The sequence below is a fragment of the Corallococcus sp. Z5C101001 genome, from assembly GCF_007352635.1.
Classification (GTDB): domain Bacteria; phylum Myxococcota; class Myxococcia; order Myxococcales; family Myxococcaceae; genus Corallococcus; species Corallococcus silvisoli.
On record NZ_VKLU01000009.1, the window covers coordinates 432,168 to 445,176 of the forward strand.

Consider the following 13,009-nt stretch of genomic DNA (forward strand, 5'->3'; position numbering starts at 1 on the left):
GTGTTCCCTCAGAGAGAAAGGATGGCATACGCGCCCACCTCGTATTCGCGACCCTTCAGGCCCTCGGTGAGGCCCCGGTCGTTGAGACCTTCGGAGTACTCGTCGAGCATGCGCACCAGCCCGCGCAGGCCGAACCGGGTGGACACCGCGCCCAGCACCGGCTTCTTCAACCCGTAGGACAAATCCCCGCCCAGCTGCACCGGGTACGTGAGGTTGAAGACCCGGTGGTAGTCGTAGGGTCCCCAGTCGTTGAAGTGCAGCTGGGCCGCGAGCAGCAGCGTGTCGTAGAGCACGGAGCCATCCAGGCCGAAGCGGTGGACCTGCCGGCTGTCCTCGCCGGAGGACTGGTTGCTGCCCACGAACGCCGTACCGAACAGTCGCAGGGACTGTGAGGGGTTGCCCACCAGGCGCAGGGACGTCTCCCATTCATCGCGGGGCACCGGCGCGCTGCCGAAGGCGATGGTGCTCCCATCCGCGAGGATGGCGATGCCCGCGTCGCGCGACGTGGGCTGGTGGCGGTAGACGATGTCCAGGCCCGCGGCGAACGGCGCGTCCTCGCGCATGTCGCGGTCCCAGGACCAGAACCAGGTGGCGGGCGTCGGGTCGAAGGTGATGAGCAGCTCGCCGCCCAGCGTCTCGCGGTTGTCCAGCACGCTGAACGCATCCGACAGCACGCTGCGCGGACGCACGCCCGCGTAGTAGCGGCCGGTGTCTGGATCGTAAGCGTCCTGGATGGTCGGGTTCGGCCCGACGAGGGGCTTCTGGTACAGGAAGTTGGGCGACACCTGGAGCATCCCCAGCTGCACCGCCGCGCCCAGCTGGCCGGAGTAGTGATTGCCGCGTCCGCTCTCCCGCAGGCTCCACCCGGTGATGATGTTGGCCTGCTCCGGCCCGCTGTCCGCCACGAGGCCGCGGATGGAGGACTGGGCGAGCCAGCGCACCGGGCCCATGTCGTAGGTGAGCCGCGCCTTGGCGCCCAGCGTGTCCAGGAACTGCACCTTGTCCTGGAGCACGTCGTAGCCGCTGTTGAGATAGCTGGGGGCGCCGTCCGGCGCGGCGCGCGTATACGTGAACGTCTCCCCGATGCGCTGGGGCGCGGAGAAGAGGCCGCCCACGTCCAGCACCATCTTGCCGGTGGCGTACTGGAAGTTGAGCGCCGTCCTGCGCGCGATGCGCTCGCGCACCACGGAGGCCGTGGACGAGGACGCGCCCTGCGCCAGGTCCTCCTGGTGCACCAGCGTCACGTTCACCGGCCCCACGCGGTTGCGGTACTTGGCCACCACGGAGGGGTTGGCCCCCCAGTACAGCTCCGGCCCCACCGCCACCTTCAGCCCTTCGATGGCGCGCTTGCCGCTGAACACCACGCCGAACGGCGCGTTGCCGTGGTAGATGTCCAGGTTTGGCCCGTAGTTCGCCTCGCGGTAGAGGCCGAAGAAGTCGCCCTCCTCGCCCCAGTGGTAGTGGCCGGTGCGGTAGTAACCCTCGAGCGCGAAGTCCGTCCGGTCCAGCTTGAACTCCGCCTGGTACAGGGCGAAGCGATCCAGCGGCGACTGTTCGCGCACGGGGGCGCCAGGGCCCACGGGGACCGCGTTCGCGCCCGGCGTGGAGGGCGTGCCGCGGTTCTCGTAGAACAGGTTGTTGAGCCGGTTCTGCGCCACGTTGCCCACGACGTTGAACGACGCGCGGCCGTAGACGCCGCTGGACGGCTGGAGCGCCAGGTCGAAGAAGATGGACTCGGTGTGGTCCGCGGAGCTCTGGTTGGGCCGCACCGTCGCGATGCTTCCGCGCGACAGCGAGCTGTCCAGGAGCAGCCGCAGGTTGGACACCCGCACCGCGCCCAGCTCCTCCGTGCGCGCCAGCGCCACCGACGACGTGTAGCCGCTGGTGAGCGCGGACGGACGGATGTTCCCGAAGTAGTCGCGGATGACGTCCGGCGTGGTGGTGGCCGCGTACGGGTCCAGACGGAAGGCGGCCTGGAGGACGTAGTAGGCGGTGCGCGGCTGGATGCCGCTGATGCCGTTCGCGTCCGGCGGGCCCAGGGCCGCGATGCCGAACCACTCCTCGTTCATGTTGTTCTGGCCGGGGACGAAGTCCGCCGTGTAGCCCCCGTTCGGCCACGACGCCGTGGTGTCGTGGATGGACAGGTTGGACTCCTGGCCCATCTTCCACCAGCCATCCACCCACTGGAACACGAAGCCACCCAGGGCGGTGCCCGACAGGCCATGGCCGTAGCCCTCCAGGTAGATCTGCTCCCACTGCGTGCGCAGGTACTCCGCCTGCGCCACGTGGTCCTCGCGGCCCGCGCGGGCGTCGTACGCATCCGCGCCGAACTCGGAGAAGAACACCGGCTTGTTGAGCTTGGCCTTCACCTCCGCGAACAGGTCGCGCGCGGTGGCGCCGCGGTAGACGTTCGTGCCCAGCACGTCCAGGTCCTGGCAGTGCTTGGCGATGAGGTCGATGTACTGGAGGTCGCCGTTGGCGATGGACACGGGGTGGTTCGTGTCGCGCTTCTTCACCGTGCGGGCCGCCTCGCCATACAGCGAGTAGAGCGACTCCGCGCGCGCGGCGTCCTCATGGCCCGGCAGCGCTTCGATCTCGAAGGACGTCCAGTGCAGGCCGTAGTTGTTCTCGTTGCCCAGCAGCCACATCAGGACGCCGGGCACGTCCCGGTAGACCTCCACCTTCTCGGCCAGGGCGCCGAGGATGGCCTTGCGGTGGTCCGGGTTCGAGTAGTCGATGTTGACGACCATGACCCCGTTCACCGGGTGGCCATAGCGTCCCATCAGCGGGTTGAGCATCGTGTAGATGCCGTAGTTCCGGTGGATGTACTCGACCCAGACGGGCGGGATGTCATCGAACTGGCGGATGGCGTTGATGCCCGCGTCGCGGAGCATCCCCATCTCCTTCGCCAGCACCTGCTTGATGAAGTCCTCCGGCTGTGTCCACAGCGAGTACCGGTAGTTCTCGCCAATGGGCGTGTAGCCCCAGTTGACGCCATGGATGGGGAAGTCCTTCCCATCCACCTGGAGCTTGAAGCCGCGCTCGTCGTGGTACACGCGCGTCACCGTGGTGCGCGGGGCGCTCGAGGGTGCGGCCGCCTGGGTGGCGGGCATCAGCGGCGCCCTGGGGGCCGCGGGCTCCGGCGCGGGGGCGGCTGGGGCCGGCACGGGCGCCGCGGCGTCCACGGGGCCCGCGGAGGGCGGCGACTGGACCGGAGCACCGGCCCCGGACACCTGGGCCAACGCCTGGGGGCCGCAGAGCGCCAGACACGTCGTCAGGAAGAGCCTTTTCAAGCGGCCTGCTCCACGTCCAGCCCGTTCTGGGCCACGACGTCGCGATAGAGGTGGGCACTGTCCTTCGGGATGCGCTGTTGGGTCGCGTAGTCCACCCACACCAGGCCGAAGCGCTTGGTGTAGCCGTAGCCCCATTCGAAGTTGTCGAGCAGCGACCACGCGAAGTAGCCCGCCAGCCGCACGCCCTGGCGGATGGCGTCACTGCACGCCTCCAGGTGCGTGCGCAGGTAGTCCACGCGCTGGGCGTCGTGCACGCGGCCATCCGCGCTGGGGGCGGTGGCGTACGCGCAGCCGTTCTCCGTGATGTAGATGGGGCCGGGGTCGTATTCGGTGTGCAGGTGCGTGAGCAGCCGCGTGAGGGCTTGCGGGCACACCTCCCAGTCCATGTCCGTCTTGTCCGGGCGCACGTGCACCGTGCGGGGCGCGTTCTGCTCCTCCGGGATGCGGTTGCTGCGCAGGACGGCGCGCGAATAGAAGTTCACGCCCAGGAAGTCGGTGGGCGTGGCGATGGTCTCCAGGTCCCCGGGCTGGATGAAGTCCAGGTGCGCGGACGGGATGCGCCCCGCCTTCACGTGGTCCTCGATCACATCCTTCGGGTAGCCCCGCCCGTAGAGCGGATCCAGGAACCAGCGGTTGAAGCCGCCGTCGAAGTCCCGGCATGCGTCCGCGTCCTCGGGGCTGGGCGACGCGGGCTCGCCCGGCGTGAGGTTGAGCGTGATGCCCACCTCCGCGCGCTGCACGTTGGCGCGGATGACCTTCACCGACTGGCCGTGAGACAGCAGCAGCGTGTGCGCCGCGGCCAGCATCTTCGACCAGTCCTTGTGGCCCGGGGCGTGCTCGCCGTTGCCATAGCCCAGGTAGCTGATGCACCAGGGCTCGTTGTGGGTGATCCACCGCTTCACGCGGTCGCCCAGCGCGCGGGTGATGACATCCGTGTACTCCACGAAGGCGTCACCGGTGGCGCGCGCCGGCCAGCCCCCCTGGTCCTCCAGCACCTGCGGCAGGTCCCAGTGGTAGAGCGTGACGAAGGGCTCGATGCCCGCGCCCAGCAGCGAGTCCACGAGGCGCGAGTAGAAGTCCACGCCCAGGCTGTTCACCCGTCCCCGCCCCTCCGGGAGGATGCGCGGCCACGCGATGGAGAAGCGGTAGGACTTCAGCCCCATCCAGCGCATCAGCTCGATGTCCTCCGGCCAGCGGCGGTAGTGCTCACAGGCCACCGAGCCGTCGGACTTGTCCTGGATCTTCCCAGGGGTGGCGGAGAAGCGATCCCAGATGGACTCACCCCGGCCATCCACACGGGTGGCGCCTTCAATCTGATACGCGGAGGTGGCCACTCCCCACAGGAAGTCAGGAGGAAACTGACGCATCGGAGGTAACTCCTTTCGAAACTTCGAGGTGGCAGCGAACGAGGTGGTTCGCGGCCGGCAGGACGTCGGGAGGCGTGAGGGTGGAGCAGCGCGGCTCGGACACCGGACAGCGCGGCGCGAACGGGCAGCCCGTCAGCGGTGGCAGGCCCGTGGCGGGGCGCACCGGCAGCGCGGACTGGAGGAAGTCGTCTCCGTCCGGCACCGCCGACAAGAGCAGCTTCGTGTAGGGGTGGCGCGGGTGGCGCAGCACCTCGTCCGCCCTGCCCGCCTCCACCACGGTGCCCGCGTAGAGCACCAGGATGCGGTCGGCCAGGTGGCGCGCGCTCGCCAGGTCGTGGGTGATGAACAGGATGCCGATGCCGCGCTCCTGCGTCAGGCCCCGCAAGAGCTGCAGCACGCCCTTGCGCGTCGACACATCGAGCATGGACGTGGGCTCGTCCGCGATGATGACCTGCGGCTCCACCGCCAGGGCGCGCGCGACCGCCACGCGCTGGCGTTGGCCGCCGGACAGCTCATGCGGGTAGCGCCCCGCGAATTGATCCGGCGGCGTGAGGCCCACCGACTCCAGGAGCGACAGCACCTTCGTGCGCAGCCCCGACTTGGGGACCCGGCCGTGACGCACGAGCGGCCGCTCCAGGTGATAGGCCACCGTGTGCACCGGATTGAGCGACGCGAACGGATCCTGGAACACCATCTGCACGCGCTTGCGGTAGTCGAGCGACGCCTGCGCGCTGCTGTCCGTGAGCACGTCGCGTCCCGCGAGCCGCAGGTGCCCCGCGTCGGGCATGTCCAGCCGGGCCAGCAGGCGCGCCAGGGTGCTCTTGCCACTGCCGGACTCGCCCACCAGCGCGACGATCTCCCCCGGCTGGAGGGAGAAGGACACGCCCTTGATGATGGGCCGGCGCTCGCGGGAGAAGAAGCCGCCCGTGACGAAGCCACGGGTGAGCCCTTCCGCCTCCAGCAGGGGCGCGCTCATCGGTGACCTCCGGGAATGGCGGCGACGCGCGTGGACGGCCGGGACACGGGCAGCTCGGGGGCCGGCGCCGGCTGGGGCGCGGGGGCCGCGTCACCCGCCGCGAGGTGCGGGAACGACGACAGCAGCAGCTGCGTGTAGGGGTGGTGGGCTCCGGCGCGCAACGCGGCGGAGGTGCCCACCTCCACCAGCTTGCCGGCCTGGAGCACGCCCACGCGGTCCGACAGCGCGAGCAGGAGCGGCAGGTCGTGGGTGATGAAAAGGACGGCGAAGCCCAGGCGCTGCTTGAGCTCCACCACGCGCTGGAGCAGCTCCTTCTGCACCACGACGTCCAGCGCCGTGGTGGGCTCGTCCATGATGATCAGCCGGGGCTCCAGGGCCAGCGCCAGCGCGATGCCCACGCGCTGCCGCATGCCGCCGGAGAGCTGGTGGGGCCACGCCGTCACCAGGTCCGGCGACAGGCCCACCATGCCCAGCAGCTCCCGGGCGCGGGCGTAGGACGTGGCGCGCGACACGCGGCCGTGCGCCGCGAGCGTGTCGTGGAACTGCTCGCCCAGCGTGAGCACCGGGTTGAGCGCGCTCATCGCGCTCTGGAACACCATGGACACCTGGCGCCAGCGGAAGGCCCGCAGCCCCGCGCCCTCCAGGGCGGTGACGTCCATGCCGTTGAAGAGGATGCGCCCCTGCGTGACGCGCGCGGAGGCAGGCAACAGGCCCAGCAGCGCGGAGCCGATGGTGGACTTGCCGCTGCCGGACTCGCCCGCCAGACCGAAGACCTCGCCGGGGGCCAGGTCGAAGGACACCGTGTCCACGACGCGGGAGGCGCCCTTCTCCGTCGCGTAGTCGATGCACAGGTCCTGCACGCTCAGGAGCACGCCCGGCGAGGGCCGGTCCACGTGCACGGGCAGCACGGTCCCCGGCGGCAGCGGCGCGGGCTTGTGCACGCGAAGCGCGGGGTTGGTCATCTCGTCCACGGCGGAGCTGAGCAGCGTGAGCGAGAAGCCCACGAGCGCGATGCACATGCCCGTGGGCACGAAGATCCACCACGACCGCGTGAGCAGCGCCGCGTCGTTGCCGGCCCAGTAGAGGTTGGTGCCCCACGTCACCTCGCTCACGTCGCCCAGCCCCAGGAACTCCAGGCCCACCTGGGCGCCCACCGCGTAGAGCGTGTTGCCGATGAAGGACGCGCCCAGGATGGACGCCATGTTGGGCAGCAGCTCCCGCGACACGATGCGCGAATGGCTCTCCCCCGTCACCACCGCCGCGGACACGAAGTCGCGCCCGCGCAGGGACAGCGACTCCGCGCGGAACACGCGCGCGTTCCACGCCCAGCCGGCCACCGTCAGCACCGCCACCATGCGCAAGGGGCCGGAGGGCAGGTAGGCCCCCAGCACGATGGCCAGCGGCATGCCGGGGATGACCAGGAACACGTTGGTGGCGAGCGACAGCACGTCGTCCACGCGGCGGCCCAGGTAGCCCGCGGTGACACCCACGAGCGCGCCCACCAGCGTGACGAGCGCGCCCACCGCGAAGCCCACCGCCAGCGTCCGCCGGGCGCCCACCACCGTCTGGGCGAGCACGTCCTGGCCCTGCCCCGTGGTGCCGAACCAGTGCGCCGCGGACGGCGGCTGGTGGGGACGGCCGACGAGCTCGGACGGGTCCATCACGAAGAAGGGCCCCACCACCGCGAGCAGGAGGAAGCACAACAGGAGGCCGCCGCCCACGGCCGCCTTCCGATGGCGGAGCAGCCTTCGCAGGGAGTCACGCATGGGCGCGGGTCCTCGGATCCAACCAGAGGCAGATGAGGTCCACGGCGAAGTTCGCCGCGAGCACCGCCAGGGTGATGGCCAGGAACAGCCCCTGCATCAGCGGGTAGTCCTGGTTGCGCACGGCGAGGATGAGCAGGTAGCCCGTGCCCGGATAGGAGAAGACCATCTCCGTGAGCAGCGAGCCGGAGAGCACGAAGCCCACCGCCATGCCGAAGCTGGTGATGTTGGGCAGCAGCGCGTTGCGCGCGGCGTAGCGCAGCATCACCTGCCGGGGCGGCAGGCCCCGCGCGTGCGCCAGCCGGATGGAGTCCGTGCCCAGCGTGGCGACCATGGTGTTGCGCATGCCCAGCATCCATCCGCCCAGCGTGGCCACGACGATGGAGGACGCGGGCAGCACCGCGTGGCGGGCCACGTCCGCGGCGAACGCGAACGAAAGCCCCGGCTCCATGTCGTGCCCGTACGCGTGGCGCAGCGGGAACCACCCCAGCACGAAGCCGAAGAGGTAGAGCGCCAGCATCGCCAGCCAGAAGTACGGAAAGGCCCCCAGGAACGAGAGCGCGGGAGCGAGCCCCGAGTCCAGCCACCCTCCCCGGTTCCACGCGGCGAGCACGCCCAGGAAGGACCCCACCACGAAGCTGATGATGACCGCCACGCCAGCGAGGCCCACCGTCCACATCAGGCCGGTGCCGATGACCTCCGTCACGCGCGAGGGGAAGTACGCGTACGACATGCCCAGGTCACCCTGCGCCAGGTGCTTCAGGTAGGTGAGGTACTGGGCGTGGAGCGGAGCATCGGTGAAGCCGAAGGCGGCCTTCAGCGCGCCCATGGCCTCCGGCTGCACCTTTCCCTCGAAGCGCGCGAACATCGCCGCGGCCGGATCGCCGGGCGCCAGGCGCGGGATCACGAAGTTGAGCGTGAGCGAGGCCCACGCGGCGATGAGGTAGAAGCCCAGTCGCCGGAGGATGTAGCGGCCCATGTTCGTTAGCGCTCCCTGGGGGACAGCTCCGTCAGCACCAGCAGGCTGTCGGGCTCCGCGTGTGGCGCGAGCCGCGCGTAGGGGTTCTGTTCGGTCGGGAAGCCCGTGAAGCGCAGGCTGTTGGACTCGCCCCAGGAGGGGTTGGGGAACAGCGGGATGGCGGGCGCCGTGGCGGAGAAGCGCTGCTGCACCTGGGACATCAGCGCGTGCTGCTCCTCCGGCGTGCCGGCGCGCTCGAAGCGCACGAGCAGCTCATCCGCTTGCGCGTCCCCCATGCGGTGCCAGTTGGCCGCCGCCACCTCGCCCACCGGCCGGACGGTGCGCGGTGACAGCAGCCACTTGTAGAAGTTGTACGGCGTGGGCCCATCCAGCGACCAGGAGATGGCCATCTGGAACTCGCCTTTCTGGAGGCGCGTGAACCAGGTGCCGAACTCGTACGTCTTGAGCTGCACGGAGATGCCCAGCTTGCGCAGGTCGCGGCCCACCACCTGCCCCGCCCGCACCCAGTCCGACCACCCGCTCACCACCTCCAGGTCCAGCGCGAAGGGCTGTCCCTCCTTGAGGCGGCGGAGACCATCCGGGCCGCGCGTCAGGCCCGCCTCGTCCAGGAGCTTGTTCGCCGCGTCCAGGTCGTAGTGGGTCCACGCGTCCTTCGCGACCTCCGGATCCTTCCAGCCGGAGTACGCGTCATTGAGGGCGGTGGCGTCCGCGGGGCGCGTGTAGCCATACATGGCCACCTCCACCAGCTGGTCGCGGTCCAGCGCCATGCTCAGCGCCTTGCGCACGCGCACGTCGTCCAGCGGGGGCCGCGTGGTGTTGGGATAGAGGAAGACCGTGCTGCCGTAGAGCGGGAACCACCGGGCGTGGTGCGCGGGGTCGCGCGACACGAAGGTGCGGTCCACCGCCGGCACGAAGTTGCCCGCCCAGTCCACCTCCCCCTCCACGAGCGCCATGTTGGCCTGGTCGTTGGTGGGGAACGCCAGGAAGCGCAGCGCGGACACCTTGGGCTTGCCGGGCATCCAGTAGTGCGGGTTGCGGCCCAGCTCGTAGACCTGATTGCGGAACAGTGTCACCTGGGTGAAGGGCCCGGTGGCCACCGGCTCTGGATTGGTGAACGTCACCGGATCCGCGACGTCCTTCCAGATGTGCCGGGGCACGACGATCTGGTGCGCCAGGTCGCTGAACCCCGGCAGGTACACACGCGAGAAGGAGAACACGACGGTGTCCCGGCCTTCCGCCTTCACGTCGGCGAGGAAGCGCCACACGCCGCCCGCGTCCAGCGCCGGGTGCTGCTTCAGCAGGCCGAAGGTGAAGACGACGTCGTCGGCGCTGAAGGGCTTGCCGTCGGACCAGAGGACCCCGTCGCGCAGGGTGAAGCGCAGCGTGCGCTGATCCTCCGACCATGCATGGCCCGTGGCCAGCCACGGCACCCACCGGGCCTGCGCGGAGCTGAAGATCTCCATGCACTCATACACGCCCGCGCGCGTGGGCCAGCGCGCACCGGCGCCCGCGAACAGCGGGTTGAAGTTGCGCACCCACGCGCTCTGCTGCTCCACGGAGACGAAGAGCACGCCCGGCGGCCGGGGCCGCGGCTCCGAGGAGCACGCCACCAGCAGCACGAGCGGCAAGAGCGCGCGGGCGAACCTCACTGCGCCGCCCTCTCGTAGACGCGGACGTAGTCCACCTTCATCGTCTGCGGGAACACCGTCTTGGAGTCCGGCGGCCCCACGAACGAGCCGCCCACCGCGACGTTGAGGATGATGAAGAACGGATGGTCGTAGACCCACTTCTTCCCGGCGGGCAGGTTGTCGGGCGTGGCCTCGAAGTAGACGGTGTCGTCCAGGATGAAGCGCATCCGCTCCGGCTCCCACTCCACCGCGTAGACGTGGAAGTCCGCGGCGAGCGGCGGGCCGGAGGCGGCGTACTCCCGGCCTACGTTCGCGCCGCCGGAGTAGCCCGGCCCGTGCAGCGAGCTGCGGATGATGGAGGGGATCTGCCCCCGGTGCTCCATGATGTCGATCTCGCCGCACGCGGGCCACGGAACGGTGTTGACGTTCGCGCCCAGCATCCAGAACGCCGGCCAGATGCCTCGGCCGGTGGGCAGCTGGATGCGCGCCTCGATGCGGCCGTAGGCCTTCTCGTAGCGGCCCTTCGTCGACAGCCGCGCGGACGTGTAGTCGTTGTTGCCGTAGCGCTCACGCCGCGCGGTGATGGCCAGGTGGCCCTCGCCGTCCAGGGACGCGTTCTCCGCCCGCGCGGTGTTGTATTCGTACTGGCCGTTGCCCCACCCGTCCCCGCCCACCTCCGCGCCCCAGCGCTCCTTCGAGGGCAGCGTGCCCGCGGGACCGTCGAACTCGTCCTGCCAGACGAGCTCCCAGCCCGTGCCCGGCTGCTCCGCGATGGGCTTCGGTTCCTCGTTTTGCTTATTATCCAGACCCGCAGCCGGGTCACACGACCCCAGTCCCAGGCCCGAGAGGGCCAGGGCGAAGACGAACCGACGCGATGTCATGCGGTCCTCCCGACGTTCTGCGTGGGAAAGAGGGTGCGGTCGCGCAGGGCCGCCTGGAGCACCAGGGTGGCCGCGCCCACGGCGATGGCGCGTTCTCCCAGGGCCGACGTGACGATGCGCGTCTCCGCCATGGACACCGACAGCGCGCGCTGCCGCACCGACGCGCGCAAGGGGTCGAGCAGCATCTCGCCCACGGAGGAGATCTCTCCGCCCAGGACGACGATGGCTGGGTTGAGCAGGTTGAGCAGGCCCCCCACGGCGATGCCCAGGTAGGCGCCCATGCCGTCGATGATCTGCTTCGCGGCGGCATCGCCCGCGCGGGCGCCGTCCACCAGGTCGCGCACCGTGGGGCCCTTGCGGCCCCGCGTGCCCATCAGCTCGCGCGCGCGTTCGGTGAGCGCGGTGGAGCCGATGAGGGTGACGAGGCAGCCCCTGAGGCCGCACACGCAGAGCGGCCCGTTGGAGTCCACCGCGATGTGGCCGATCTCACCGGCCGTGCCTCCGGCGCCCCGGTAGACGTCGCCGTGGATGATGTGGCCGGCGCCGATACCGGTGGCCAGCTTGATGTACGTGAGGTCCTCGCCCCCGGCGCCCGCGCCCCAGAAGCACTCCGCCAGGGCGCCGAGGTTCGCGTCGTTGTCCACGAACACCGGCATGTCGAAGGCGGTCTCGAACCACTCCCGCACGTCCACGTTCTTCCAGGCGGGCAGGATGAGGGGGGACATCTTCCCGGGGGCGGCTGGGTGCACGGGGCTGGGCACGGCCACCCCCATGCCGACCACGGAGCGGCGCGGGACGCGCTCGGCGTCCAGGCACTGCTGGATGAGCTCCCGGGCCTTCTGGAGCGACCCTTCCGGATCGCCGCGGACCGCGTGGCTCGCCTTGCTCTGCGTGCGCACGCGGCCGCGGAGGTCGGTGAGGACGACGGTGACGTGGGTGGCGCCCAGTTCGACGCCCACCAGGCTGAAGGCCTCGTCGCAGAAGCCGATGAGGGTGGGACGGCGGCCCCCGCGGGAGACCCCGGCGCCGATGCTGCGCACCAGGCCCGCCTGCTCCAGGTCCGCGACGATGGCGGAGACGGTCGACGGGCTGAGCTCCGTGCGCCGGGCGATCTCCGCCCGGGAGATCTGACGCTCGCGCCAGATCATGTTCAGCAACAGGCCGCTGTTCTGCGCGCGCATGCCCGCCGCATCGACCGTCAACACCGCCGTTCCCGCTCTCATCGTCCGCTCACGTTCCGTAGTTGGAGCGCCTAGCGCTCCAGTGAGAAATCAATGCCACTGGATGTCGTCGATGAACAACACGAGGGGCTTGACGTCCAGTCCACCCGCCGACCATCCGAAGCCCGCCCCAACCTCCGTGTAGCGGACCCTGCTGATGTCCAGCGTGTACTGCTTGGGTTGGTTGGTCAGCGTGGCGGTGATCTTCTTCGTGAAGCCGTCCTTCGTCTCGTATCCCACGAAGAAGTCGACGGTCTCGCCGCCCGCCTCGCTCCAGGCATAGAAGGTCACGGACTTCGCGCCGTCCGGCACGAGGAAGCCCGGACGCGGGTCATCCGCCCAGGCGCCTTCGGGGAACTGCCAGAACACGCCCGCCCAGGCGAAGTCCCCCTTCTGGGTCGCGGTGAACTTGTGGCAGTTGCCCAGGCCCGCGCCCGGACGGGGCGTTGCGCAGATGGGCTCGTCCACCAGGCCGTTCGGCTGCCCGCCCGCTCCCATGTAGCCGCTGGCCGCCCACGTGCCATCCACCGCGAGTGGGAGCCCCGTCTGTGGGCCGGCGTCGGGGGTGCCCGCATCGGTCTGCGTGCCAGCGTCGGAGCCCGCGTCGGTATTGTTGCCGGCGTCGGAGCCCGCGTCGGTGTTGCCGCCGGCGTCGGTGGTGCCACCGGCGTCGGAGCCCGCATCCGTCTTGGTCCCGGCGTCGGACTGGGGGCTGGGGGCCGGCGTCTCGTCCTCGGGATCACATGCGCCAATGAGCCCCGCGACCGCGAAAAGTCCGGCGGCCGCCCACGTCCACGCGAAACGCTTGTTGCGATGCATGCGATCACTCCTGGTTGTCTTGCTGAATGACTTCGTTCTTACGTCGAAGAAATCAAAAGCCACTGGAAGTCGCCGCTCGCATG

Annotated in this window: 9 protein-coding genes; all 9 read right to left on the reverse strand. The window is 70.1% G+C overall.

From position 1 onward, the window contains the following. Positions 1-8: 8 nt before the first annotated feature. The 9 genes from FOF48_RS22195 to FOF48_RS22235 are packed head-to-tail and all read right to left on the reverse strand — an operon-like array spanning position 9 to position 12,926. A complete protein-coding gene (locus tag FOF48_RS22195) occupies positions 9-3,293 on the reverse strand; it encodes a glycoside hydrolase family 2 TIM barrel-domain containing protein (protein WP_143904742.1) in 3,285 nt (1,094 codons plus the stop codon). Then, positions 3,290-4,660, reverse strand: coding sequence for a GH1 family beta-glucosidase (locus FOF48_RS22200; RefSeq protein ID WP_143904743.1), 1,371 nt, complete (start codon positions 4,658-4,660; stop codon positions 3,290-3,292). Before FOF48_RS22200 ends, FOF48_RS22195 begins: the two co-directional genes overlap by 4 nt. Then, entirely contained in the window at positions 4,641-5,636 is a 996-nt protein-coding gene (locus tag FOF48_RS22205; protein ID WP_143904744.1) for an ABC transporter ATP-binding protein, read from the reverse strand. Before FOF48_RS22205 ends, FOF48_RS22200 begins: the two co-directional genes overlap by 20 nt. Beyond that, positions 5,633-7,402, reverse strand: a complete 1,770-nt coding sequence (locus FOF48_RS22210) for a dipeptide/oligopeptide/nickel ABC transporter permease/ATP-binding protein (protein ID WP_143904745.1) — start codon at positions 7,400-7,402, stop codon at positions 5,633-5,635. Before FOF48_RS22210 ends, FOF48_RS22205 begins: the two co-directional genes overlap by 4 nt. Further along, complete coding sequence (locus FOF48_RS22215; RefSeq protein ID WP_143904746.1) at positions 7,395-8,378, reverse strand: ABC transporter permease; 984 nt, start codon at positions 8,376-8,378, stop codon at positions 7,395-7,397. Before FOF48_RS22215 ends, FOF48_RS22210 begins: the two co-directional genes overlap by 8 nt. A gap of 5 nt (positions 8,379-8,383) precedes the next feature. Next, positions 8,384-10,027 (reverse strand): ABC transporter substrate-binding protein, encoded by a 1,644-nt coding sequence (locus tag FOF48_RS22220; protein ID WP_143904747.1) that lies wholly within the window; start codon positions 10,025-10,027, stop codon positions 8,384-8,386. Next, entirely contained in the window at positions 10,024-10,887 is an 864-nt protein-coding gene (locus tag FOF48_RS22225; protein WP_143904748.1) for a family 16 glycosylhydrolase, read from the reverse strand. Before FOF48_RS22225 ends, FOF48_RS22220 begins: the two co-directional genes overlap by 4 nt. Continuing rightward, positions 10,884-12,110 carry an ROK family transcriptional regulator gene (locus tag FOF48_RS22230; RefSeq protein WP_143904749.1) on the reverse strand — a complete coding sequence of 409 codons (1,227 nt, stop codon included), beginning with the start codon at positions 12,108-12,110 and terminating at the stop codon, positions 10,884-10,886. Before FOF48_RS22230 ends, FOF48_RS22225 begins: the two co-directional genes overlap by 4 nt. A 48-nt stretch (positions 12,111-12,158) precedes the next feature. After that, positions 12,159-12,926, reverse strand: coding sequence for a hypothetical protein (locus tag FOF48_RS22235; protein WP_143904750.1), 768 nt, complete (start codon positions 12,924-12,926; stop codon positions 12,159-12,161). Positions 12,927-13,009 lie beyond the last annotated feature (83 nt).